This window comes from Melioribacter sulfuriphilus, from assembly GCF_052656625.1.
Genome location: NZ_JBQXXK010000004.1, coordinates 148,510 through 174,812, shown reverse-complemented (window position 1 = coordinate 174,812; position 26,303 = coordinate 148,510). Strand labels below are relative to the sequence as shown.

The window sequence follows — 26,303 nt, the reverse complement described above, 5'->3', positions numbered from 1 at the left end:
ATGAGTTCATTCAGGATCGATAAAGTAGCCAGTATGATCAAGGAGGAACTGAGTCTTATCTTTTTACATAAGATTCAGGATCCGAGTCTCAGCTTGATAACCATTACAAGTGTAAAATTGAGTCCCGATCTCAAATTGTCGAAAGTCTATTTGTCAGTATACGAAAAAGAGAAACGAGAGGAAGTTCTTACTAAAGTGAATGAATTGAAAAGCTGGATTCGTACGCAACTGGCAGGTAGAATCAGAGTTCGATTTGTGCCCGAACTCGAGTTCTTTATCGACGATACACTCGATTATGTTGAAAAAATTGAGACGATATTAAAGAAGATTCATGAAAGTGATAACAAGGAAAATGTTTAATGATTATATTCCAGATTTTCTGAACGGGGAGGCTCTTCTTATCGATAAACCGATTCGCAAAACTTCTTTCGATATAGTTCATCGAGTTCGTAAAGCAGTAAATATTAAAAAAGTCGGACACGCCGGTACTCTCGACCCTCTGGCGACAGGCTTGCTGATTATTTGTACCGGCAGATTTACGAAAAAAATTCCCGAGTTTTCGAATTTAAATAAAGTTTATACAGGAATTATATCACTCGGCAAAACAACTCCGTCGTACGACCTCGAAACAGAATTCGACTCAGTCAAAGAGATTTCCGATATTGACGAGACGATTATTTATAAAACTGCCAAAGACTTTATTGGAAAATCTTTTCAACTGCCTCCGATGTACTCGGCAGTAAAAAAAAACGGACGTGCTTTATACAAATATGCGCGTAAAGGCATTGAAGTAGAACGTAAAGAAAGAGAAATAGAAGTTTTCCGGTTTGATATCAAAAAAATCGATATGCCCGATATCCATTTCGAAATTGAAGTTACACCCGGTACATATATTCGCGTAATTGCACACGAGTTTGGACAGAAAATTGGATGCGGAGCTTATCTTAAATCTTTGAGAAGAACAACAATCGGTCCTTATTCGGTCGAGGACGCTTTCGGGATCGAAGAATTTGAAAATTTCGTAACGAATTTAGCAGATAATGAACATATATAAAGAATCATTCTCGTTTGAAAAGGATAGAAAAACCGTAGTTACCGTAGGTAGTTTCGACGGCCTCCATCTGGGGCACTATAAAATATTGTCCCGATTGTTCGATATATCGGAACAGTGCAGTTGTGAATCGGTCCTTTTTACATTTGAACCACATCCGCGTCTTGTTATTTCAAAAGATTACGAAATTAAATTGCTTACAACATTGAATGAGAAAATTGATATTTTGAATAAAACAAAACTCGATAACCTTGTAATCCAGAAATTCAGCCGTGAATTTTCAGAAATGACGTCAGAAGAATTTATATATCAAATTCTTGTAAATCAGTTGAATCTATCGCATATTGTGATTGGACACGACCACAAATTTGGCAGGGATCGAATGGGTGATGCCGAAAAATTGAGACAGCTCGGCAAGCAATACGGCTTTGAAGTAACTGCCGTTGAAGCCGAAAAATGTAATGGCGAAGTTGTAAGCAGCACTAAAATAAGAAATGCCCTTGCCGAAGGAAATATTGATAAGGCTAATTTATTCCTCGGAAGAAATTACTCGTTTGAAGGAATCGTCGTTAAAGGCGCCCAAAGAGGAAGAAGATTGGGGTTCCCTACTGCAAACATTAAGCTCGACAATAACTATAAAGCGCTTCCTGCCAATGGAGTTTATGCGGTCAACGCTTTTCTAAATGGTAATTCTTTGATGGGAATTATGAATATCGGTTTAAGACCGACTTTCAATGAGAAACCAGAAATTACAATTGAAGTTCATTTGATAAACAAAGATTTCAGTAAATACGAAAAAAATATCTATGGAGAAAGACTCAAAGTGGAAGTGATTAAAAGAATAAGAAAAGAAATCAAATTCGACAGTGTGGATATGTTGATCAAACAAATAGAAGACGACAAAAAAACAGCGCTCCAAATATTAAGCAAATTTGAGGATAAATCGATAAATTAAACCTTATAATTTATTTATTTTATTGAAAATAACTAATTAATTCTGGTTGCGACTGGAATTACATTGTAAAACAAATTAAAAGGAGTAACAAAATGTCAATTTCAAACGAAAGGAAGCAGGAGCTAATTAAGAAATATGGTATGAACGAAAAAGACAGTGGCAGAACTGAAGTTCAGATCGCTATCTTAACAGAAAGAATCAATAATCTTACAGCCCACTTCGACCAACATAAAAAGGATCACGCTTCACGCAGAGGTCTAATGCAAATTGTAGGTAAAAGAAGAAGATTGCTCGATTATTTGATGAAAAAAGATATTGAAAGATATCGCGCAATAATTAAAGAGTTAAACATTAGAAAGTAGGAAAACAAAAATGGTTTTTACTAAAGAAGTTCAAATAGGTAAACATAAATTAAAATTTGAAACGGGAAAATTAGCCAAGCAGTCAAACGGCGCAGTAATGGTAAGTTATGGCGATACAATGGTATTGGTTACGGCTGTGGCGGGGGACTTGCGTGACGATGTCGATTTTTTCCCACTGAGTGTTGAATATCGCGAAAAATCGTTCGCTGCAGGTAAAATTCCCGGAGGCTTCATTAAACGCGAAGGCCGCCCAAGCGACAAAGAAATTCTCAGCGCACGATTAATTGATCGTCCGATAAGACCTCTTTTCCCGAAAAATTATTATAACGATACGCAGGTGGCTGCTTTTGTTTATTCATTCGACAATGAAAACGACCCCGATGTAATTGCTGCCTGTGGTGCCTCGGCTGCATTAGTCATTTCAGATATCCCTTTCCTTGAGCCTATTGGAGAGGTTAGAGTCGGCAGGATTAATGGTCAGTTCGTAATCAATCCATCCCTTCAGGAGATAGAAGAGAGCGATATCGAACTCGTGGTAGCTGGAACAGAATCGTCGATTATGATGGTTGAAGGCGAAGCAAAAGAAGTAAGCGAAGAAGATATGCTCAATGCATTGAAATTCGCTCATCAGGAAATCAAAAAGATTGTGGCAGTTCAAAATGAGCTACGTGAACTCTGTGGCAAACCCAAAATGGAAGTGCCTGAAGTTGAACTGGATCAAAATCTTGTAGACGAAGTCAATCGTCTGGCATACGATAATATGAAAACAATTGTGGCGTCTGTTCTTACGAAAGAAGAGCGCTCGCAAAAGAATAAAGAACTTGCAGAAGAAGTTATTAAACAACTCAGCGAAAAATTCCCCGAGCAGGAGAAAGCAATTAAAACAATCCTGCACGATATGGAAAAAGAATTGATGCGTCAGAGGATCCTTCAGGAAGGATTACGCCTCGATGGCAGGAAAACTACTGAAATTCGTCCAATTTCGATTGAAGTTGGGCTGCTGCCACGTCCACACGGTTCGGCACTTTTTACACGCGGCGAAACACAAAGTCTAACGACATTAACGCTCGGTACCAAACAAGACGAGCAAATAATTGATGGACTAATGACAGAATTCAGAAAGCGTTTTATACTACACTATAATTTCCCTCCCTTCAGCGTAGGTGAAGTTGGCAAGTATTCTGGAGTTGGCAGACGTGAAATTGGTCATGGTAATCTTGCAGAAAGAGCTCTGAAAAATCTAATTCCACCGGAAGACCAATTTCCATATATGATTAGACTTAATTCCGACATACTGGAATCGAACGGATCGTCTTCAATGGCTACGGTTTGTGCCGGTTCATTAGCTTTGATGGACGGAGGTGTGCCGATTAAAAAAGCAGTAGCCGGCATTGCTATGGGATTGATTAAAGAAGGTGACAGGTATGCAATTCTTTCAGATATTTTAGGCAACGAGGATCATCTGGGTGATATGGACTTCAAAGTGGCTGGAACAAAAGACGGCATCACAGCATTCCAGATGGATATTAAAATTCAGGGTATTTCGTATGAAATAATGGAAAAAGCTCTTGCTCAGGCAAAGGAAGGAAGAATCTATATCCTGGAGAAGATGAACGAAGTTATTGCAGAACCCCGTAGTACCATTTCCCCGTATGCACCTACACTTTTGACGACAAAGATACCGACCGACAAAATCGGCTCGGTTATTGGACCCGGAGGAAAAGTTATTCAGAAAATACAAAAGGACTATAATGTGGAAATTGCCATCGAAGAAGATGGAACTGTCAATATTTCGGGAAATGATTCAAAACTGGCTAAAGAAGCGCGTGAATATATAAAATGGCTCACGGCAGACCCAGAAGTTGGTAAGAATTATAACGGAAAAGTAGTTCGACTTGCCGACTTTGGTGCTTTCGTCGAAATATTGCCTGGTGTACAGGGATTATTGCATATATCTCAAATTGACAATAAGAGGATCGACAAAGTAAGTGACGTTCTAAAAGAAGGAGATATTGTTAGAGTAAAACTGCTGAGTATTGAAGGAAATAAATATTCTCTTTCGAGAAAAGCATTGTTAAAAGAAAAAGATGAAGAGGAAACTACAGACACTTCGGGATCCTCCGAAAAGTAATATTACGCCGGTGATAAACCGGCGTCGTTTTTTTAAATAAATATGAGTGATTAAATGGAAATCGGTAATCTCGATCTGGGAAATCGACTTTTTTTGGCTCCAATGGCAGAGATTACCGACTCACCGTTCAGAAGAATAGCCAGAAAACACGGCGCGGGAATTGTATTTACGCAGATGGTCAGTGCACTGGGTGTTGTCGAAGGCGACTTCAATACTCTGAGATATCTGGCATTTGACAGGGCAGAAAAACCAATTGGTGTTCAAATTCTGGGCAACGATCCTTCAATTGTTGGCGAGGCGGTCAAAGAAATTGTCCGTTATAAACCCGATATTATTGACCTCAACTGTGGTTGTCCTGTCGATAAAGTCACTTCGTGCAATATGGGTGCGCAACTTTTGAAAGATCCAAAAAGAATCGGTAAACTAATCGATTCGATGACTAAAAATTCGAACGGCATACCTGTTTCGGTTAAAATCCGACTCGGTTATGACGACAGGAATATCGATATCCTCGATATTGTTAGGGCAGTCGAAAACAACGGTGCTTCTTATATTACCGTTCATGCAAGAACGAAAAAACAAAGATACGACTCGGAAGTTGATTGGGGATGGATTCGAAAAATTAGAGAATCCACAAACTTGAAAGTAATAGGAAATGGATCTTTGTTCAGTCCAAATGACATAAAAAAAATGATGGAAATTACCGGTTGTTATTCGGCAATGATAGCCCGTGGTGCTCTCGGAAATCCATTTATTTTTGAGAGATATAACAAACTCTCTTCAGAAGGATTTGACCCTGGACATCCGGACATTACAACAGCTGTCAGCGTTTTGAAGGAACATTTAAAATTACTCGAAAATGAGTACGGTCCAGTAAATGCCCTTGACAAAGGGAAGAGGCAAATCCTTTGGTACTTCAGATTTTATCCAGAGCTGGAATTAATTCTCAAAAAAGTATTTAGCGTTTTAATTTATGATGAACTATACGAGGTGGTAGACCAGCACGCAGAGCACATTAAAAAAACGGGCGTAGATAGCTTTATTAATAGTGAAATCGATCATCGATTCAGAAAAAAAGTTTTGTACTGGCTCGAAACAGATGAATTCGAAGCTTTATTGTAACAACTAACAGAGTTTTTATAGATGAAAAAAGAAATTATTATCAGTAGCTCGACCACTCAAAATAGGGTGGCAATTACAGAAGACGGAAACCTTGTCGATTTTTTTGTCGATCATCCTGAAAAACAAAGAATGGTTGGCAATATCTATCTCGGTAAGGTAGCCAGAGTTTTACCCGGAATTCGCGCGGCTTTTATTGATATCGGATTAAAACACGATGCCTTTCTTCATTTTTCGGATATAGGAGAAAGGACAGAGGCTCTTCAAGGAATATTCGAAGACGACGACGAATTGGATGCCGACGAGAATGATAACGGCGAAGAAATTCAAAAACCTGAAAAGAAAGAAAAAACTTTCGTTCGCCTTCATAAAGGTCAGGAAATTTTAGTTCAGATATTGAAAGAACCTGTCAAAGATAAAGGCGTAAGAGTAACATCGTCGATTTCCATACCAGGTAGATTTTGCGTCCTTTTGCCAATGGACGATAAAATTGGCGTCTCTAAAAAAATTACAGATATCAAGGAAAGAAAACGGCTCCGTAGAATTGCACGTGAAATTCTTCCCGACAACTGCGGACTGATCATAAGAACCGCAGCAAAAGATCAGGACGAAGAAGCACTTTCGGCCGACCTGAAATATCTTGTAAAAATATGGAAAGATATCGAGGAAGAAGCAAAAAAACAGAAACCTCCAGCACTACTATATAAAGATTTGAGTACTACAATAAGCGTCATACGCGATCTATTTACCGCTGACGTTTCAAAAGTGTTTGTCGATTCGAAAAAACTATGGAAGGAAATTCGAAATTATGTCCAGTTTGTACAACCCTCGTTGGTTGATAGAATAGAATACTACAAAGGTGAGGAGCCAATATTTTCAACATTCAAAATCGACGAGCAGATAAAACTGCTGATGGGACGCCGTATTCCGCTGCCCAGCGGAGGGCATATCGTAATTGAGCATACTGAAGCAATGACAGTTATCGACGTAAACAGCGGCAGATATGCTGCTAAAAAAGAACAGGAACTCAATTCATTAAAAACTGACCTCGAAGCTGCCAGAGAAATTGTACGTCAGCTTAGACTGCGCGATATCGGAGGACTGATTGTCGTCGATTTTATTGACCTTGAAGATGAAAAAAACAGAAAGAAAATTTACGACGAACTTAAGAAAGAATTCCGCAAAGACCGGGCTAAAACAGCATTGTTACCAATGACTGAATTTGGTTTGGTGCAAATTACCCGCCAGCGCGTGCGCGAAAATATTGTTCAGTCGATGACCGAACCGTGTCCTTATTGTAATGGAACAGGATTATTGACTAAAACTTCGAGCGTTATTCATGAGATCGAAAAATGGTTGCAACGTTATCGACTCGAAGGAAAGAATAAATCTTTAGTTCTTCACGTTCACCCAATAACAGCAGAAAAAATGCGGGAAGGCTTCATTTCGCCTTTGACAAAAATTCAACTAAAATATTTTATCAGGCTTAAGATCAAAGAAGACGAAAAGATGAATCCTCAGATGTTCAAAATTTATTCTAAAAAAACGGGTGAGGATTTAACCGAAGAATTTGCTTAATTTTACGTCAGTAAAATTTTTCATTAAAAAATGAGAGGATGCAATGAAGTTTTTTATCGACTCTGCTAATATCGATCATATAAAGGAGGCCGCTTCCTACGGCTTGCTCGACGGCGTTACAACCAATCCATCGCTTGTTGCTAAAGAAGGAAGGGACTTTATCGAATTGCTAAATGAAATTGTCCAGATTGTAGATGGTCCTATCAGTGCCGAAGTGGTTTCTACAGACTATGAGGGAATTCTTAAAGAAGCTCGACAACTGGCAAAGATACATCATAATATCGTGGTTAAAGTTCCTCTTATCAAAGAAGGAATTAAAGCAGTTAAAACACTTTCCGAAGAAGGAATTAAAACAAATGTGACGCTTTGCTTTTCCCCCACGCAAGCACTTCTTGCTGCAAAAGCCGGCGCTACGTACATAAGCCCTTTTGTAGGAAGACTCGACGATATCAGTCATGTCGGTATGGATTTAATTGAACAGATAATTCAGATCTACAGAAATTATAATTTCAAAACACAGGTGCTGGTTGCGAGTATTCGTCATCCACTCCATGTAGTCGAAGCTGCTATGATGGGTGCAGACGTGGCTACGATGCCTTTCGATGTAATCGAAAAATTATTTAAACATCCTCTGACAGATATTGGTCTTGAAAAATTCTTAAATGACTGGAAAAAGCTAGAGAATAAATAACATGAAATCCACAAAATTCTATTCGATTCATCAAAAACTAAACGCTAAAATTGTCGATTTTGCCGGCTTTAAGATGCCTATTCAATATTCGTCAATTATTGAAGAACATAAAGCTGTAAGAAGCAATGTCGGTGTTTTTGACGTTTCTCATATGGGGGAGATTATAATTAAAGGCGATAATGCGCTTGATTTCGTTCAATTTGTTACAACTAACGACGCATCAGTTCTTACAAACGGACGTGTTCAGTATTCGTTAATGTGTTATGAAGATGGCGGTATAGTTGACGATCTGCTGGTTTATCGTATTAATCAAAATGAATACATGTTTGTGGTTAATGCTGCAAATAAAGATAAAGATTACGATTGGCTATTGAGAAATAATAAATACGATGTCGAAATTATAGATGAAAGCGATGAATACTCGCTAATGGCTGTACAAGGACCAAATTCAAAAACGGTGCTTCAGAAAATTTGTGATCGCGAACTGAATCTCGAATATTATCACTTTTTCAATGCAAAGATTGCTGGAATTGATACTCTAATATCGAGGACTGGATACACAGGCGAACTTGGATATGAAATCTATTTCAAAGGCGACGAAGAAGTAGCATTAAAAATTTGGGATTCAATTTTCGAAGCCGGCAGTGAATTCAATATCAAACCTGTGGGATTGGGTGCGAGAGATACACTGCGTCTTGAAATGGGATATTGTCTTTATGGCAATGATATTGACAGAACCACAAACCCACTTGAAGCGAGTCTTGGATGGGTAGTCAAATTAAAGAAGAATAATTTCATTGGTAGAGAAGCACTTCTTCAAATCAAAGAAAACGGTTTAAAAAGGAAACTGACGCCCATAGTCTCCCAGGAAAAAGCATTTCCACGTCACGGTTATGAAATTACAGCCAATGGAAATATTATCGGTAAAGTAACAAGTGGTACTGTCAGCCCGATAATCGAAAAAGCTATTGCGCTCGGATATGTTGACATCAACTACGCTACTGAAGGTACAAGAGTTAATTTTCTTATAAGAGGTAAAGAAGTACCAGCTATTGTAACTAAATTACCATTTATCAAAAACTGATATGAAAATTAATGTACTTTTTTCGAACTTGTTTTTAGATGAACTCTATTTTACCGGTAAAACAGTTGTGGTCATCGACGTGCTGCGGGCAACCACTGTAATTACAACTGCCCTGGCAAATGGAGCACGAGAAATTATTCCAGTAAGTACACTCGATTTTGCAATGAAAATCTCGGGTGACGCTTTTAGAAGCCAAACACTTCTTTGTGGTGAAAGAAATACCAAAATGGTGGAAGGCTTTAACCTGGGAAATTCGCCGCTTGAATACCGTCCCGAAGTAGTTGCTGGAAAGTCAATTATTTTTTATACTACGAATGGAAGCAAAACTATTGTAAAAGCTAAATTCAGTAAAAACCTGTTTGCATGTTCTTTTAATAATTTGCCTGCAATCGCACGTCATATGCTCCAGCTTAATGAAGATTTCGAAATAGTTTGTGCCGGAACTAACGGGATGTTTAATCTGGAAGATGCGGTTTGCGCCGGCGTCTTAATTAATGAACTTAAAAAACTAACAGAAAATCTCGAACTCTCGGATTCAGCAAGTGCAAGTTTGATTATAAGTAATAGCAATACCAAAAATCTTTTCAATTTCCTTTGTAACACTGAACACGGCAGGCTATTAATAGAAAATGGATTTGAAGACGATATTCTCGAATGTGCAAAAATTGGTTCTACCGATATTATTCCATACTATGTTTCTGGAACGATGAAAAGACTATGAAAACTCCGATAGCTAATTGAAAGATGAGTAAAAAGAAAACAAAAAAAAACAATAACGCCGAGAGAGAATATTTTATTATTACTCCCAGAAAAAAGAAAAAGCTACTGGGGCTAACCCTGATCGTATTTTCACTTTTTTTATTTTTAAGTATTCTGTCATACTCAAGAGCAGACGAAGCTGCTTTTTCATATACCTTCAAAGATCTTTATGAATTGTTAAGCCCAAGCGCAGAGCTAAGCAAGAATATTGCCAATGCTCATAACTGGCTGGGCATTATTGGTGCCTATCTCGCTTATTTCTTTATCCATTCTACTATCGGATATTTCTCGCTGATATTTCCAGTCGTAATTTTCCTCTGGGGCTATACTATCCTGAGTGGAGTAGAAGTTAAACTTTCGATCTATATTACAAATTTTCTTATCGCTACCGGTTTGATTCTTTCAACATTTTTCGGAGTGTTACAATCAGCACCTGAAATTGGTTTATTGCCCGACGTTTACGAACTATCGGGCAATATCGGAAAATTCCTCGGGATGGTTTTGAGCAGACTCATGGGAGGACTCGGAAGCATCATATTTTTATTTACGCTTTTGATTGCTACGCTAATAATTTCATTCGACATAAAACTAAGTACTTTATATAATAAATTGCTCCCGTATTTTGAAGATACAAAGGCTAATCGAGAAAACGATGTGGAAGTTAAAATAAATAAAGAAGTGGATACCAGCGATTCTAAAGAGAGTCCTCTGAAAAAATTATTACGAAAAAAAGAGAAAGAGCCTGAAGAAAAGCATCCTGAAGCAGATGATGAAGGTGTAACTGAAACCCGTATTAAAATTTTAAATAAAGAAAATCTTCCTATCGAAAGTGAATCTGATCAAAAAGCAGAATTGGTCGAGAAGAAAAAATCAAAAGAAGTTAAAGAGATTGAGTCGGAAGAAGCTCCGGATTTTAGTGATGAAGCCGATTTACCTGACCAGTGGGAAGAAAAAATTAATTATATTCCTCCTACACTCGAATTGCTAAAGAAACCGGAAGAAGAAGAGATAAAAGTTCACGAAAGCGAACTTAAACGTAATGCTCAACTTCTGAAAGATAAGCTGGCTCTTTTCGATATTCAAATTGAAGATATTACTGTAACTCCCGGACCTGTGGTTACGCTTTACGAAATTGTTCCCGCTCCTGGAGTTAAGATCAGCAGAATAGTTAGTCTCGAACACGATATTGCACTTGCATTGGCTGCGAGAGGAATTCGAATAATTGCTCCAATTCCAGGAAAGAGTGCTATCGGTGTTGAAATCCCGAATGCCGAAGCTTCGATAGTAAGAGCTTATTCGGTGCTCAGCAAACTAAACAACTCTAAAGCAGAATTGCCATTGGCATTGGGTAAAACTATTTCTGGCGACGTCTTCATATCAGACCTGGCAGCAATGCCTCACCTCCTCATTGCAGGTTCAACTGGTTCTGGAAAGAGCGTCGGCATTAATATGATTATTAATAGTCTTCTTTATTCAAAGCATCCTTCTGATATTAAATTTGTAATTATTGATCCGAAGAAGATAGAACTTTCATTCTACAAAAAATTATCGAAACATTTTCTTGCCGTATCGCCGGATCTAAATGAAGAAATAATTACGAATCCTTCCAATGCATTGCTCGCCTTGAAAGCGGTTGAATTTGAAATGGAAAAAAGATACGACAAACTTGCCAAAGCCGGTGTACGCAACATAATGGACTACAATAAAAAAGTATTGAATCCCCGGACCAAACCTAAAGATACCGAAGAAATGAAGCATCATAAACTTCCCTACATAATTGTCATTATCGATGAGTTAGCCGATCTTATGATAACATCTGGGAAAGAAGTTGAGGAGCCGATTGCGAGACTGGCACAGCTGGCACGGGCGGTGGGAATTCATCTCATCCTCGCGACACAAAGACCTTCAGTTAATGTTATTACCGGCGTAATCAAAGCTAATTTCAGCTCACGTATTGCGTATCAGGTGGCTTCAAAAATCGACTCACGAACAATTCTGGATATGAACGGTGCCGAACAATTATTGGGAAGAGGCGACATGCTCTTTTTGCCGACGGGTATGCCAAAACCAATAAGAATTCAAAATGCTTTCATATCGACAGAGGAAGTCGAAAAAGTAGTTAATCATATCTATATGCAGAAGGGCTATTCGAAAAGATACTTGTTGCCCTCGTTGCAGGAAAAACAAAAATCTGAAATGTACGACTCACTTTCTGATCTCGATCCGATGTTTGAAGAAGCGGCACGTGTAGTTGTGCGACATCAGCAGGGTTCAGTGTCGTTACTGCAAAGAAGATTAAAATTAGGCTACTCTCGCGCCGCCAGAATTATCGACCAGCTGGAACAAGTTGGCATTGTCGGTCCATCTGAAGGAAGTAAAGCCCGTGAGGTTATTGTCGAAAGTGAAGAACAACTTGAAACTATTCTAAGGTCACTCTAATGCTGCGCTCCGTTTTATTGCTCATACTTGTTTCGTTATTCGTTCAATCCGACCCCTTGTTAAAAAAATTACAGGAAAAATTTGATTCAATTGATAGTTTTACTGCGAACTTTCAATTTAGCTCACCTACCACTAATATTAACGGGAAAATTTACTACAAGAAACACAATAAATTTGTTATCGATTCAGACACACGTAAAATTATTTCAGATGCCAGATCACTCTGGAATTACGATATTAAAGGCAAAAGAGTAATTATCAGCGACATAAAAAGTGAGCCGTCGTCTTTTTCAATTGAAAAATATTTATTCGATTTGCCACAGAATTGTAAAGTGAGTAGCTTCAAAGATAAGTCGGGCAAAAGTTATCTCGTTTTAATACCAAAAATTGAAGAAGATTTCAAGAAAATTACAATCGAAACTTCGAATGATTTTTTTAAAAAAATCGAACTAACCGACATCAATGGAGAGACTCATATTATCGAGTTTAATAATATAAAGACCGACGTCAATATAAAAGAAGAAATCTTTACATTTGTGCCTCCAAAAGGGATACGGATTATTGATCTTCGATAAAAAAAATAGCAAATACAGCGGTTACGTAATATCTGCCGTTTTAACGGTTGCATTTCTCTATTTTGCATTTCGGGGAATCGATCTTCGGAAAGCATTTGGTTTAATAGCGGATACATCTTATTTCTGGCTTGCCATTTATATTTTGATTTTTGTGTTGTCTCATTATGTTCGGGCATTGAGATGGAAAATTATGATTCAACCCATAAAACATAATGCTTCTTCATTGAATATTTTTGGTGCTGTTATGGTGGGGTACGGAGTTAATTGCGTTTTGCCGCGATTGGGTGAACTCTATAGAGGATTATTCCTCGGGAAGTGGGAAAAAATATCGCGTAGTACGATGCTTGGATCTATTGTCGTCGAACGCGTTATCGATATTGCCGCATTTGGCATTGCTTCAATATTGAGTGTCTATTTTTATTCCGGCGATTTGTATACAAAAATACCTTGGCTAAGGCCGGCACTCAGTATCGGTTTCGTTTTTATTGTTGTTGCAGTATTACTGCTCTATGCACTTGTTAAATTCCAGTCTAGTTTTTCCGACAAATTATTCAAATTTCTCGACAGGATGAGCCCTGAATTTAAGCATAAAATCGACGAAGGCTTCCAGACGCTTATTGAAGGTTTTGCTACAATCAAAGGTAAAAAAAACATTATAAAAATAATCGGTTTTACTGTATTGATGTTTTATCTCTATGCTCTCAATACTCTGGTTGGTTTCTATATGCTGGGAATGGAATCCTACAGTATTGTCGATTTTAAAATGGCCTGGGTGTTTATGGCAATAAGCGCTTTCGGTACCTTGGTACCCACGCCTGGTGGCACTGGCTCTTACCACATGGTTTCCATTTTCGTTCTAACACAATTGTATAATTTCGATTTTGAAATAAGTGCTGCTTATGCTATTCTTACCCACTTTATACAGTACGTTGTGTTTATAGGCGGAACGGCTTTAATATTATTCTTGATAAATCAATTAAGAAAGCAAAGAGGGGAACCTAAAGAAAATTTTGTATCAGTTTTCAAAAGCAATCATGAATAAGTATAATCTGTTTTTAATTTTTATGATAGTTTCTGCAATTACTCTCAATGCACAATGGGATTTAGGCATTTCGATGGGAGTGGATTTTAAATCGGCTCCGGATTACAGAGACTACGTCAATGCAGTTTATGGCCCTTACGGGAAAAAATTATCCACATTTTCTTCCGCTGCTAACTTTTCAATTGAATTGGATTACGCTGGCTTGAAAGATTTTCAACCCGGGATTGAATACAGTTTGTTAATCGATTCATATACCGTCACACTGCTTGGTGGTGCAAACGAGCTATCGTACATGATACATCGCCCTTCCTTGCTGGGTTTTTATAAAATTGAAGGAGAGGGTTATAAATTTAAATTTGGTTTAGGGGGAGGAGTAAGATTCATAGAATTTACAGAAAAAATTATTACAGAAACCAGATATAATTCAAGCGGGTACGGTATCATAATTAAAACCGAAGGCGTTACAAAAATCGATAGAAATTTTTACGTATCCGTTGGTATCGACTTGAGATACGATTCATTTAATGAATTGTACAACGAGGAACTTGATAAAAAAATTATCAACTTTGCTACTGGCGATGCTGTGAATTTAAATTCTATTTCCGGAGGAATTAAATTGGGTATAGTTTATTCATTTTAAGGAGTTTTATGAACATTATAGAATCGATTTTATTGGGAATAATTCAAGGCTTATCCGAGTATTTGCCAATAAGCAGTACCGGACATTTAACTGTTGCTGGCAAATTAATGAATCTCATTTCGCTGGAAAATCCCGAGCGCTGGACTGCTTTTATTGCAGTAATTCAACTGGGCACTTTGCTGGCAGTTCTGGTTTATTTTTATAATGATATTAAGTTGATTGCCGTTGATTTTACGAAAGAAAATATTGCTGCATTCTTTAATAAAAAATCGAAAGTTAATTTAACTACTCAATCTCAAAATTCTCTGATGGGTTGGTACCTTATCCTGGCTACTGTTCCCGTTGCAGTTGTCGGATTATTATTCAAAGATTTTATTGAAGGAGTCTTTACAAAGAATCTTTATGTTATCGCTACTAACCTTATTGTGCTGGCAGTTATCCTTTTCATAGCTGATAAAACTGGTAAATACAAACGAGGTATGAAAGATTTAAAATGGTACGATGCGTTGATAATTGGATTGGCTCAGACAATTGCATTAATACCAGGTTCTTCGCGATCGGGCACTACAATAACTGCCGGACTTTTTCTTGGATTGGAAAGAGAAACAGCAGCTCGATTCTCATTCTTAATGAGCATCCCGGCTGTTTTAGCTAGTGGTCTTTATGAATTATATTCAGCGCTTGAGTACATCGATATGCGACAAATAATTAACATGGGTGTGGCAACTCTTTCCTCTGCAGTCGTGGGATATCTTTCAATCGAATTTTTGCTCCGCTATCTTAAAAAGAAAACCACACTCTTGTTTGTAGTCTATCGTATCTGCGCTGGAATAATAATTTTATTGTTATTGCAGCTTCAACTTATTAACGGGTGATATGAAAAAGACAGAAACCATCTTCTTAGTTTTATTTATAGTATTAATATTTATCGGATGCAGATCGCAAGAAAAATCAGATTTTGCCCAACCGGATAAAATTGATAGTCTTTTGACTCTAAATAATAATGAAAAATTGTATGCAATACTCGATACCGATTTCGGAATAATCGAAATAGAATTGTTCCCTTTTGCAGCACCCAGAACTGTTCGAAATTTTGTTAGCCTCTCCGAAGAGGGATATTATAACGGTGTGATTTTTCATCGCGTTATTAAAGGATTTATGATACAAACAGGTGATTCCACAGGAACCGGGATGGGAGGTAAAAGTATTTACGGAGAAGCATTTGAAGATGAATTCTCAGCGGATTTGAAGCACGATTCGCCTGGTACTGTTTCTATGGCTAATTCAGGTCCAAATACAAACAAAAGCCAGTTTTTTATAACTGTAGCAGCAACGCCATGGCTCAATTTAAAGCATACCGTTTTTGGGAAGGTTCGTAAAGGTCAGGATATTGTTGAAAAAATCAGCCTGGTACCTACAAATGAAAACGACAGACCCGTAATACCGGTGTCGATAAAAAACGTTACCGTCGAAAAAAGAAAGTATTAGATGAGTCAGAAAGAGTTTTTCTCTTCAAGGTGGGGTTTAATAATTTCTACGCTTGGAATTGCAGTTGGTACGGGAAACATCTGGCGATTCCCGCGAATAGTAGCCACAAACGGTGGTGGTTCATTTTTAATACCGTGGCTTATATTTTTATTCTTATGGTCTTTACCTCTTATAATATCTGAATTTGCATTTGGCAAAACTGCCAGAAAATCTCCTTTCTTTGCATTTCGGTACTTCGCAGGAGAAAAGAGCGGCTGGATGGGTGCCTTCGTTGCATTTGTATCAACTGCCATAATGTTCTATTATTCGGTAGTTACAGGCTGGGCTTTATATTATCTTTATTCCTCTTTAACCGGAGCGCTTTTTATTACTACTGACCACATGAATTACTGGAATAATTTTAGCTCTGGAATTCTACCTTTATTGTTTCATTTCATCGCTATTTTGCTTAGCTCCGCTATAATTTATAGAGGGATAACAGCAGGAATTGAAAAGGTAAACAGAGTACTTGTAACCTCGCTTGTGGTGGTGCTTTTCATACTCCTGGTCCGAGCTGTTACATTGCCTGGTGCTATTGAAGGCCTGAAATTCTTTTTCACTCCAGAAAAAAAATATCTATTCGATTACCGTGTCTGGTTAAATGCACTAACTCAAAATGCATGGGATACAGGAGCCGGATGGGGATTAATAATGACTTATGCTATCTACATGAAAAAGAGAGAAGACGTTACGCTTAACGGAGCTCTAATTGGTTTTGGTAATAATTCTATTTCATTATTGTCTGGAATGATTATTTTCTCGACTGTTTTTGCTCTAGGCGGTGATTCCCCGCTTTCGATAATTTCAGAATCTGGACCTGCAAATACCGGACTGACATTTATTTATTTACCATCATTGTTCAGTAAAATGTCCAATTATGTCTGGCTCAATAGAATCTTTGCGATTCTCTTTTTTATGGCTCTCTCTTTTGCAGCATTAACTTCCCTGATTTCTATGGTTGAACTGGCTGCTAAAAGTTTGAGCGATGTGGGAATGGAACGGAAAAAATCGATATTGGCTGCTGGTTCAGCGGGATTTATTTTTGGAATTCCGTCGGCATTAAATGTAGACTTTTTAATCAATCAGGATTGGGTCTGGGGTATTGCTCTTTTGATAAGCGGGGCTTTCATTGCCCTGGCTATAAATAAATACGGCGTAGATAGATTCCGAAGGGGGATACTCAATAACCCCGATAGCGACTTGAAAGTTGGTAGTTGGTTCAACGGATTGATTAAATTTGTTATACCTGCTGAAGTAATTGTTTTAATTTTCTGGTGGTTATTTTCATCAACTTCCTGGGATCCACAATGGTGGCATCCTTTCCATCGAGATAATCTGGGTACCTGTTTATTCCAATGGAGTAGTGTAATAATTTTACTTATTATTTTGAACGGCATATATAACAATTACAAAAAAGCTAAGGATTATTAAATTGTTAACAGTTATCTATGGAGCGTTTATAATTTTACTTTTGTGGGGTGGCTTTTTGTATTTTTTGTGGCAAGCAATTAAAAAAGAAAAAATGAAGAAAAGCAATGGCAATAAAATCGGTTAAATCCGTAAATCAAATAATTCAAGAGATTAAGAAGGGAATTTTTAAGCCAGTTTATTATTTATGCGGCAACGACCAGTATTCGCTCGAGTCGGCTGTCGATTATCTTCAGAAGCAACTGGCGCCACAAATAAATTCTGAATTTGATAAGGAGATAATAGCAGCAGAAAAGGGCGAAGATATAAACAGGATAATTGACCTCGCACTTGCTTTCCCTTTCGGAGGTGGTAAAAAATTACTAATCATAAAAAATTTTGAAAATATTAACAACAAAAAGGAATTAGTTAACTATCTAGATAATCCTCCCGATTTTACAGTATTAGTAATTCTTCAATATGCTGAAAAAACCGAACTCAACAAAGAACCATTTAAATTACTGAATGAGAAAGGCTACTTATACGAAGCAATGGAAGAAAGTGGCGAGGATCTTGTTAACTGGCTAACCAATCGTATGAGAAAATTGAATCTTAATTTTAACGAGGAACAAATACGCATTTTTATCGAAATAGTTGGTGAAAGTAAATCGCTTTTAAATTCTCAGCTCGACAAAATAGCCGATTATCTCATCTCTAAACCGGATGCAGAATTTGAAGACATTAAAAAATTAATTAATCCAACAAGAACTTATACCATTTTCGATTTGCAGGATGCAATTGGTGTGGGTAATATTGCCAGAGCGCTCGAGATTTCTTTCAATCTGCTCGACTCCAATATGGAAATTGCGATGTTGATTAATATGATGTCCAAATATGTACTGACAATTACTCAAACGCTGGAACTTATGCGGATGAACATAAATGACAGGGAAGCCTCTACTAAATTAGGGGTTAGCTGGTTTTACTATATAAATTGTAAAAAGGCGAAATTTCTATTAAATGAAAGTCGCTTGAGAAAAGCGGCAAGAGCTTTGTATGAAGCAGATCTTGCAGTTAAAACTACTCAAACAGAGCCGAAAGATATAGTAACACAACTTCTGGCTAAAATTATCGGTTGAAAAATTTTTACCTATTAACTAATATTATTTCATTATTTTTGAGCCAATTATCTAAATATTGTTTGAAACAAACTCAATAATGGACGAGTATAATTGCCTAACAATCGTATATTAAATGAACTTACTGACGAAGAATTAATTAAACGGTTTCAGGAAACAAATGATCTGGAAGCGTATCAAATTCTCGTTAAACGTTATAAGGACCCTTTAATGAACTTTGTATATCGGTTTGTCGGCGACCGGGATGTATGTAGTGATATAGTCCAGGATACAATGATAAAATTTTATTTAAATAAGGACTCATACAGAGAATTTGCCAAGTTTTCCACGTGGATTTATACGATTGCTGGAAATCTAGCAAAAAATGAACTAAAGAGAAGACGTCGTCGGTCAATTCTCTCGCTTACAAATTCGGATGAAGATAAACAAATCCAGGTAGAAGATAAATCCTTTCACCTCCCAGATCGCATAACCGACAGCAATATCAAGAATGACTATATTCAGAAAGCTTTGATGAAAATTAAACCGGTCTATCGACAAATGGTAATTCTTAGGGATATTCAAGGTCTCAGCTATGAAGAAATTGCTGAGATTACAAATGTTTCTCTGGGAACAGTAAAATCGAGAATTAATCGCGGAAGAAACCAATTACAAAAATTATTAAAAAACATATATAACGAGTAGCCTATGGAAGTAAACCGTTACAATGATGAAGAGCAAAAATATTCAAAACTAATTGAAGACCTCAGACAGCTTCCTCGCATCAAAGCCGATGATAATTTCGAATACGTTCTTATGACACGTATTGAAAACGGTAATTTCGGGAATGCTAACCAAAGCGAGAGAATGCAGTTCGGACTGATCCGTTTCCTTGCTCCTACGGTTGTTGTGGCTACGGTAATAGTGCTATTTGTTCTATTCCTTCCTGGTGAACAAAATTACGAAGATCCATTGATGTCCGAACCACAGGTTATTGTAAGCGAACTTAATCACCAGACCACTCCATCGACTCAAAAAAAGGAAAGTTCTAAAGAGAATATATTGCAATCCCGGGAAGATAATTTTACCGACAAAATCGAGGAGCAAAAGGGTAATGTACGTAATTATCCCATTTTGCCAGGAAAGTCGGTTGCACTGGATGATTATATTGCAGGTAAAAATTATAAACGTTCTTCTTTATTACAGGGAAGCGTTGTGAAAGCTGGTGAGGATATTCCCGAATTCGACGGATTTTTCGTGCGTCGGAATCCTGATCCGGAAATGATTAGAAAATACAGGAAAATGATCGATTCTCTTAAAAAAGCTGCCGATTCGTCTCAATTACAAAAGGAATTGAAATAGGTGAATTTGGTTTTTTCATTTTTCATAGTTAAATTTGTTGCCTAAAATTAAATTAATTGGTTCTGAGATGAAAAAAGGAATACATCCAACGTACAGAAAATGTGAAGTTACCTGTGTCTGTGGTAATTCGTTTATTACGCGCTCAACTGTAAGCAGTATAAAACTCGAAATTTGTTCTGAATGCCATCCATTTTTTACTGGTAAACAGAAAATTGTTGACTCTACAGGACGCGTAGAAAAGTTTAAGAAAAAATACGGCATTAAAGAAGCATAATTTTTTTCTGTATTTAAGTGGGCTGTAGGTTGGCAGCCCTTTTTAATTTTAAAAACCTTCCTGTTACAATTTACCATTAAAACTATGAATGAAACGACCACAATAAATCTAATGGGTTCCAACCTTTACGAAGGTGTAAGAGGAGAAGCTATAAAAATACTCAACCGTGTTGATAGAACCGATGCATACCTGGATAAATTACTCGAGATTGAATTAAAGAATTCCAATCTTAACAGTTTAGACAAAGCGCTTCTCTTCGAAATTGTACATGGTGTGATGAGATGGATGGAGCGACTCGATTGGATTTTAACAGGTTTTTTTAAAGGACAGTTTTCAAAGTGTGTTCCAAATGTAAAAAACGCATTGAGAGTAGCTCTCTATCAGATTCTTTTTCTGGATAAAGTTCCTGATTATGCTGCTGTCAACGAAGCTGTTGAATTCGTAAAAAAATTGCAGGGTCAGAAATATGCCGACCTTACAAACGCACTTTTGAGAAATATAATTAGAAACAAAGAATCCATCAGATATCCAGATCCAGAAGAAGACCTGGTTGCCTATTTAAGTACTTATTATTCCCATCCAACGTGGATGGTTAAAAGGTGGCTGGCACGATATGGCAGGGAAAATACAGAAAAATTGCTCGCTGCCAACAACAACAAACCGGTGCTGGCACTTCGTGTTAATAATCTCGTAACTACTAAAGATGAATTAAAGAAACTTCTAGATGAAGTTGAATTGAAATACACCGATAGCAGATTGTTACCTGAATTTATAAGATTAAATAATCTTGTAAATATTACTGACTGGAAATATTTCAAACTCGGATATTTTTCCGTTCAAGACGAAAGTACAGGACTGCCGGTTAAATTATTAAATCCTGAGCCGGGAATGCGAGTATTGGATTTGTGCGCTGCACCTGGTGGCAAATCTGCCTTTATCGCAGATTTGATGAAAAATGAAGGCGAAATTGTGGCGCTTGACCGTTTTGAAAGCAGATTGAAAATTTTGGAAAAGAATCTTTTAAGACTCAAAGTGACCAACGTTCAAACAAAGGCTATCGACGCGCTTGAATACGAAGACGAACAGCTATTTGACAGAGTGCTAGTCGATGCGCCGTGCTCAGGCCTGGGAACTCTAACCAAAAAACCCGACCTTAAGTGGAAGAAAGATTTGGGAGATATCAGAAAAATTGTTAATATTCAATACAATTTATTGACTAAAGGTGCATCGTTGCTCAAAGCAGGAGGCAGTCTTGTCTATAGCACTTGTACGATCGAACCTGAAGAAAATTATGAACTGATTAAAAAATTCTTAGACAATAATCCCGATTTTCAATTAATACCTGCGGGAGACATAATTGCAGAAGATTATCTAGACGAAAACGGTTGTGTCAGTACATTCCCGCATATTCATGGAGTCGATGGGTCGTTCGCGGCGAAATTAATAAAAATCAAATAGAGATTTAAAATGGCTATAGAAGCCGTCAAAAAATTTGCCGAAGAATTAAAATCCCTTCGTGAAGAAAAAGGATTTACGCTTCAACAAATTTCAAATCATACCCGCATCGATATTAATTTTTTAAAACAAATTGAAGAAGGCAATTTTGATGTCCTCCCTGAAATCTACATAAAAGCTTTTATTAAGGAATATGCCGAATTTATCGGATTGAATCCGGAAGACACTGTAAAAAAATATCAAACGGCAAAAAAAGGTATAAAAGAAGTAGAGGGAGCACTGATTAATTCTGAGGAAGAAAAAAAAGAATTACCCGGTTCCAGTGAACTATTTCCTGAATATAAAACTTCTTCTCCCAATCCATTGAATAAAAAATATGTCTATTTGGTAGCTGCGTTAGTGGCAGTAGTTTTTTTGATTTATTTTTTGTTCCTGCCTGATAAAAAATCCGAGCTCACGGTAATTGAACCGGAAACAACAGCAGAATCGAAAGAGGAACGATTCGAAATCGATTCATCGTCAATTCCAGTTGAAGAACAGTTATCTTCTCTTGCAGACGACAGTCTTCAATTACATTTAGAAACTACGGGTGCTGTCTGGATTAAAGTAGTATGCGATAGTGTGTTAGTAATTGAAAAAATTGTTTCGCCGAATACTGCATTAAATTTCAAAGCTGCTGATAGATTTTATGTGGCTGTGGGTAATGCGGCATATGTAAAAATGAATTTCAACGGCAAACCGATAGAATCTGTCGGAGGATATGCAGAAGTTAGAAATTATTATATTACACCCGATTCTATTCGTTCTTATTTAATTCCTGTAAAAGTGAAAAATGAAAACAAATCCTCAAAAAAGAATTGAAGAATTACGTCGTTTAATTAGGGAGCACGATTATAGATATTACGTGCTGGCTCAACCTGTTATTTCAGATTATGAATACGACAGATTATACAATGAACTTTTAGAACTCGAAAAGGCTTACCCTGAACTCATAACACCCGATTCCCCAACACAAAGAGTCGGTTCAGATATTACCAATAAATTCAACCCGGTTGTTCATCGTATTCCTATGCTTTCTCTTTCGAACACGTATAACGAAGAAGAACTTTATGATTTCAATCGCAGAGTTAAAGAAGGGCTACCCGAAGGTGAAAGTGTTGAATATGTATGCGAATTAAAAATTGATGGTGTATCTGTGTCGATAATTTATGAAAACGGAATTTTGCTACGAGCTGCAACGCGAGGTGACGGTACAACCGGCGAAGAAATTACAAATAATGTTAAGACCATTAGATCGCTTCCTCTTTCAATTAATACTGAAATTGAAGGTTATAAGCTGAATGACGTGGAAATACGTGGCGAAATTTATATGGAACTCCGTGACTTTGAAAAGATTAACTCTGAACGTGAATTAAACGGTGAAAAAACTTTTGCCAATCCACGCAATCTGGTTGCCGGGACAATTAAACTTCTCGATCCCAAAGAAGTTGCCCAAAGACCCCTCAAAATTTTTGTTTATTATCTCTATTCACAAAATGAAGAACTCAAAGAACATTTTCAGAACCTAAAGCTGCTCGAAAAAATGGGATTGCCTGTTAACCCAAATTACAGATTGTGCAGGTCGATAGAGGATGTAATTACGTTTTGCAGAGAATGGGAAGAAAAACGTTATACATTGCCTTATGAAATTGACGGAGCGGTAATAAAAGTAAATTCAATACGACAACAACAAATGCTTGGTAATATTGCCAAATCGCCACGATGGGCTGTCGCATTCAAATTCAAACCACCTCAGGAAAAAACAAAATTAAAAAAAATTGTTTGGCAGGTGGGAAGAACAGGTACACTTACTCCGGTAGCCGAATTGGAACCCGTCTTTCTGGCCGGCTCTACAATTAGCAGAGCAACTCTTCATAACATCGAAGAAATTAGAAGAAAAGATATAAGGGAAGGAGATGCTGTTATAATAGAAAAAGGCGGCGATGTAATTCCGAAAGTTGTCGAAGTCGACTTAAGTCTACGTCCAGAAAATTCAGTTAAAGTAAGTTTGCCAGATAAATGTCCTGTGTGCAATTCAAAACTTTTTAAACCAGAAGGGGAAGTTGCAATCTACTGCGAGAATCCTGCTTGTCCCGCTCAAATTAAAGGACGAATTGCCCATTTTGCTTCACGAGGTGCGATGGATATAAACGGACTGGGCGAATCGTTAATTAGTTTATTTGTCGATCTTGGTTACCTAAAAGATGTAGCAGACATTTATTCCTTAAAGGATAAACGCGACGAACTGATAAAAATTGAAAGATTGGGCGAAAAAAGCGTGGACAATTTACTCAAAGCCATCGAAGAGAGCAAAAAAAGAAACTTCGACAAAGTTCTTTTTGCACTTGGCATTCGTTACGTTGGTGCAGGGGCAGCCCAAAAATTGGCCGAACATTTCGGTACAATTGATGCTTTGATAAATGCCAGCCAAGAGGAGATTGAATCGATAGAAGATATTGGGCCCAGCGTCAGCAATAGCATTAAACGATTCTTTTCCGACTCGAAAAATCTCGATATTCTCGAGCGACTGCGCCGAGCCGGTATTCAATTTAAATTGGAGCAGAAAAAATTATCTAACAAACTCGCAGGAAAATCATTTGTTCTCACGGGTACCCTCTCATCGATGTCCCGCGATAAAGCTAAAGAATTAATCGTTGCCAACGGCGGCAAGGTATTATCGGCAATCAGCAAAAATACCGATTATCTTATAGCAGGAGAAAAAGCGGGTTCAAAGATCGACAAAGCACGCAAGCTCGGAGTTAAAATTATAAACGAAGATGAATTTTTAAATATGCTTAAATAACTTAAATGCTGGAAAAACTAAAATACAACATCGGCAAGTTTTTTCTTAAATTGAAATTCAAGAAAAATCCAAAAGAACAATCAGTATTCAACGGACTAATAAGAAAATCGAAGAAAATATTTATAATAATGCCTGAGAAACTTGCAGGATTCGACGAAGCGCTTGATGTAGTAAGATACTTTACGCTGCACGGGAAAGAAACAACTGTGTTTGTTAACAGGAAACTATCGGAAAAAATATCTGATAACGTTACAAAAATTGAATACGATGATAATGATATTACGAGATTGAATTTGCCATCAAAACAACTGATTGATAAACTTAATAAGATTGTTTGTGATCTTGTAATCGATTTAAATCGACCGGGTAAGCTTTTCTTCGCAGCTGTTTCTAATTCGATAAATAGCAAAATCCGCTTTGCTTCTGACAACGGCGAGTTAATGGAATTTTATAATTTCCACTATTATTCAAGGACAAAAGAACCAGCTGTGTTCTACAGAAGTTTATTAAGTTTTTTTAGTATGTTTTAACATATTTCTTTTTAATAATTGAATGAATTATTAGATTTGTAAAAGAGAAAAAAAAGATATAAGAATGAATGAAAATATTAATTACGAATTAAAAAAAATAGAAGATATAGCTATATTCAAGCTAAACGAAAAACGATTGGACACATCAATTGCTGGTTTTGTTAAAGGTGAATTTACAATTCTGCTACATACAGGTGATATCAATAAACTTATAATCGACCTTTCGGAAGTCGATTACTGCGATAGTTCTGGATTGAGTGCAATATTGCTGGCATATCGAATTCTTCAGGCAAATGGCGGCATACTTAAACTGGCATCCCCCACAAAAAACGTAAAGGCTTTAATTCAAATCTCTCAACTCGACAGAGTACTCTATATCCACGATACAGTCGAAGAAGCTTTGAAAGAACTTCAACAGGACTGATCCGTTCTCGAAAACTCGATCAAATAGAATTCAATAAATTTATTGATATATGTTTATCAAATTCCTATATATAAATATCAAATGTTCCAATTATTATGATTAATCCAGATATCTTAAGAAAAATCAAACTAGTAGTTTTCGATCTTGACGGTACAGTAATCGATAGTAATGATAGATTAAATGAAGATACAATTAAGCTCGTTAAGTTGCTCGAAGAAAAAGGGGTGATGTTTACAATTGCTACAGGGCGTCTGGCAAACACTGTTGTAACGCACATTTTGAATCTCGGTATCAAAATACCGATAATTGCACTGGACGGTACTCATATTGTAAATCCTCTTACAAACGAAATTATATATAAGTCGTGCATTAAAGACAAGCATGTTAAACGTGCGCTTTCGCTTGCGGCAAAATATTCTATGACTCACGTTCTGTGCAGCACCGATGCAGTTTATTACACTACAAGAAACTCTCTTGCAGTAGAATTACTGGAGAAATACGGCGCAATATTTAAGAAAGTTGACGATTATAATGATTATCTTTCGGACGTACTCGAAATAGTTATGATGAACGATTTCAAAGATAACATTGTAAAGATAGCTCATAAGATGAGTTTTCCTTACGTCTACGGTGTTCGTAGCAATTATTATAAATCGCACAACCACGGCGGAATTTACTATCTTGAAATCAGAAATATCGGGTCGAGTAAAGGCAAAGGCTTGCTCAAACTTTGCCGTAAATTAAAAATCAGCATAAAAGAAACGGCTGTAATAGGAGATTGGTACAATGATATTTCTCTGTTTGAAACGAGAGCAGTGAAAATTGCCATGGCAAATGCAATACCAGAATTAAAAAGATTGGCAGATATGGTTACAAAAAGTGACAATAATAATGGGGGTATCAATGAATTCCTTCATCTGCTCTTAAAAGTAAGGTAG

27 protein-coding genes are annotated in these 26,303 nt (G+C 37.1%); all 27 read left to right on the top strand.

What is annotated here, in order from left to right:
* The 27 genes from rbfA to ACUN8G_RS06260 all read left to right on the top strand — a co-directional run bounded on the left by rbfA (nt 1) and on the right by ACUN8G_RS06260 (nt 26,303).
* A complete protein-coding gene (gene rbfA / locus ACUN8G_RS06390; protein ID WP_437346431.1) occupies nt 1-360 on the top strand; it encodes a 30S ribosome-binding factor RbfA in 360 nt (119 codons plus the stop codon).
* A complete protein-coding gene (gene truB, locus ACUN8G_RS06385; protein ID WP_437346432.1) occupies nt 332-1,054 on the top strand; it encodes a tRNA pseudouridine(55) synthase TruB in 723 nt (240 codons plus the stop codon). The genes rbfA and truB overlap by 29 nt, the downstream gene beginning before the upstream one ends.
* Nucleotides 1,041-2,006, top strand: coding sequence for a bifunctional riboflavin kinase/FAD synthetase (locus ACUN8G_RS06380; protein ID WP_437346433.1), 966 nt, complete (start codon nt 1,041-1,043; stop codon nt 2,004-2,006). The genes truB and ACUN8G_RS06380 overlap by 14 nt, the downstream gene beginning before the upstream one ends.
* Before the next feature lie 92 nt (nt 2,007-2,098).
* Nucleotides 2,099-2,368, top strand: a complete 270-nt coding sequence (gene rpsO, locus ACUN8G_RS06375; RefSeq protein ID WP_437346434.1) for a 30S ribosomal protein S15 — start codon at nt 2,099-2,101, stop codon at nt 2,366-2,368.
* A 10-nt stretch (nt 2,369-2,378) separates the two neighbouring features.
* A complete protein-coding gene (pnp, locus tag ACUN8G_RS06370; protein ID WP_437346435.1) occupies nt 2,379-4,499 on the top strand; it encodes a polyribonucleotide nucleotidyltransferase in 2,121 nt (706 codons plus the stop codon).
* Between the two features lie 54 nt (nt 4,500-4,553).
* On the top strand, nt 4,554-5,621 hold the full coding sequence (locus ACUN8G_RS06365) for a tRNA dihydrouridine synthase (protein ID WP_437346436.1): 1,068 nt from the start codon (nt 4,554-4,556) through the stop codon (nt 5,619-5,621).
* 21 nt (nt 5,622-5,642) lie between these two features.
* Entirely contained in the window at nt 5,643-7,196 is a 1,554-nt protein-coding gene (locus ACUN8G_RS06360) for an Rne/Rng family ribonuclease (protein ID WP_437346437.1), read from the top strand.
* Nucleotides 7,197-7,239: 43 nt separating this feature from the next.
* Nucleotides 7,240-7,887, top strand: coding sequence for a fructose-6-phosphate aldolase (gene fsa, locus ACUN8G_RS06355; protein WP_437346438.1), 648 nt, complete (start codon nt 7,240-7,242; stop codon nt 7,885-7,887).
* 1 nt (nt 7,888) lies between these two features.
* Nucleotides 7,889-8,971, top strand: a complete 1,083-nt coding sequence (gene gcvT / locus ACUN8G_RS06350) for a glycine cleavage system aminomethyltransferase GcvT (protein WP_437346439.1) — start codon at nt 7,889-7,891, stop codon at nt 8,969-8,971.
* A gap of 1 nt (nt 8,972) precedes the next feature.
* Entirely contained in the window at nt 8,973-9,692 is a 720-nt protein-coding gene (locus ACUN8G_RS06345; protein WP_437346440.1) for a 2-phosphosulfolactate phosphatase, read from the top strand.
* A gap of 23 nt (nt 9,693-9,715) precedes the next feature.
* On the top strand, nt 9,716-12,169 hold the full coding sequence (locus ACUN8G_RS06340; protein WP_437346441.1) for an FtsK/SpoIIIE family DNA translocase: 2,454 nt from the start codon (nt 9,716-9,718) through the stop codon (nt 12,167-12,169).
* Nucleotides 12,169-12,744, top strand: coding sequence for a LolA family protein (locus tag ACUN8G_RS06335; RefSeq protein WP_437346442.1), 576 nt, complete (start codon nt 12,169-12,171; stop codon nt 12,742-12,744). Before ACUN8G_RS06340 ends, ACUN8G_RS06335 begins: the two co-directional genes overlap by 1 nt.
* Nucleotides 12,731-13,786 carry a lysylphosphatidylglycerol synthase transmembrane domain-containing protein gene (locus ACUN8G_RS06330; RefSeq protein ID WP_437346443.1) on the top strand — a complete coding sequence of 352 codons (1,056 nt, stop codon included), beginning with the start codon at nt 12,731-12,733 and terminating at the stop codon, nt 13,784-13,786. The genes ACUN8G_RS06335 and ACUN8G_RS06330 overlap by 14 nt, the downstream gene beginning before the upstream one ends.
* Nucleotides 13,779-14,426 (top strand): hypothetical protein, encoded by a 648-nt coding sequence (locus ACUN8G_RS06325; RefSeq protein WP_437346444.1) that lies wholly within the window; start codon nt 13,779-13,781, stop codon nt 14,424-14,426. Before ACUN8G_RS06330 ends, ACUN8G_RS06325 begins: the two co-directional genes overlap by 8 nt.
* A gap of 8 nt (nt 14,427-14,434) precedes the next feature.
* Nucleotides 14,435-15,301 (top strand): undecaprenyl-diphosphatase UppP, encoded by an 867-nt coding sequence (gene uppP / locus ACUN8G_RS06320; RefSeq protein WP_437346445.1) that lies wholly within the window; start codon nt 14,435-14,437, stop codon nt 15,299-15,301.
* Nucleotide 15,302: 1 nt separating this feature from the next.
* Nucleotides 15,303-15,914, top strand: a complete 612-nt coding sequence (locus tag ACUN8G_RS06315; protein WP_437346446.1) for a peptidylprolyl isomerase — start codon at nt 15,303-15,305, stop codon at nt 15,912-15,914.
* Nucleotides 15,915-17,384, top strand: coding sequence for a sodium-dependent transporter (locus ACUN8G_RS06310; RefSeq protein WP_437346447.1), 1,470 nt, complete (start codon nt 15,915-15,917; stop codon nt 17,382-17,384).
* A 104-nt stretch (nt 17,385-17,488) separates the two neighbouring features.
* On the top strand, nt 17,489-18,499 hold the full coding sequence (gene holA, locus ACUN8G_RS06305) for a DNA polymerase III subunit delta (protein WP_437346448.1): 1,011 nt from the start codon (nt 17,489-17,491) through the stop codon (nt 18,497-18,499).
* A gap of 93 nt (nt 18,500-18,592) precedes the next feature.
* Nucleotides 18,593-19,183 carry a sigma-70 family RNA polymerase sigma factor gene (locus ACUN8G_RS06300; protein ID WP_437346449.1) on the top strand — a complete coding sequence of 197 codons (591 nt, stop codon included), beginning with the start codon at nt 18,593-18,595 and terminating at the stop codon, nt 19,181-19,183.
* A 3-nt stretch (nt 19,184-19,186) separates the two neighbouring features.
* Nucleotides 19,187-19,840 (top strand): hypothetical protein, encoded by a 654-nt coding sequence (locus ACUN8G_RS06295; RefSeq protein ID WP_437346450.1) that lies wholly within the window; start codon nt 19,187-19,189, stop codon nt 19,838-19,840.
* Nucleotides 19,841-19,907: 67 nt separating this feature from the next.
* Nucleotides 19,908-20,114 carry a 50S ribosomal protein L31 gene (gene rpmE / locus ACUN8G_RS06290; RefSeq protein WP_437346451.1) on the top strand — a complete coding sequence of 69 codons (207 nt, stop codon included), beginning with the start codon at nt 19,908-19,910 and terminating at the stop codon, nt 20,112-20,114.
* A gap of 84 nt (nt 20,115-20,198) precedes the next feature.
* On the top strand, nt 20,199-21,572 hold the full coding sequence (rsmB, locus tag ACUN8G_RS06285) for a 16S rRNA (cytosine(967)-C(5))-methyltransferase RsmB (RefSeq protein ID WP_437346452.1): 1,374 nt from the start codon (nt 20,199-20,201) through the stop codon (nt 21,570-21,572).
* A 9-nt stretch (nt 21,573-21,581) separates the two neighbouring features.
* Nucleotides 21,582-22,430, top strand: coding sequence for a helix-turn-helix domain-containing protein (locus ACUN8G_RS06280; protein WP_437346453.1), 849 nt, complete (start codon nt 21,582-21,584; stop codon nt 22,428-22,430).
* Nucleotides 22,402-24,411, top strand: coding sequence for an NAD-dependent DNA ligase LigA (gene ligA / locus ACUN8G_RS06275; protein ID WP_437346454.1), 2,010 nt, complete (start codon nt 22,402-22,404; stop codon nt 24,409-24,411). Before ACUN8G_RS06280 ends, ligA begins: the two co-directional genes overlap by 29 nt.
* A 5-nt stretch (nt 24,412-24,416) precedes the next feature.
* Nucleotides 24,417-24,941 (top strand): hypothetical protein, encoded by a 525-nt coding sequence (locus tag ACUN8G_RS06270; RefSeq protein ID WP_437346455.1) that lies wholly within the window; start codon nt 24,417-24,419, stop codon nt 24,939-24,941.
* Nucleotides 24,942-25,005: 64 nt separating this feature from the next.
* Nucleotides 25,006-25,365: an STAS domain-containing protein gene (locus ACUN8G_RS06265; protein WP_437346456.1), complete on the top strand. Its 360-nt coding sequence runs from the start codon at nt 25,006-25,008 to the stop codon at nt 25,363-25,365.
* 95 nt (nt 25,366-25,460) lie between these two features.
* Complete coding sequence (locus ACUN8G_RS06260; RefSeq protein ID WP_437346457.1) at nt 25,461-26,303, top strand: Cof-type HAD-IIB family hydrolase; 843 nt, start codon at nt 25,461-25,463, stop codon at nt 26,301-26,303.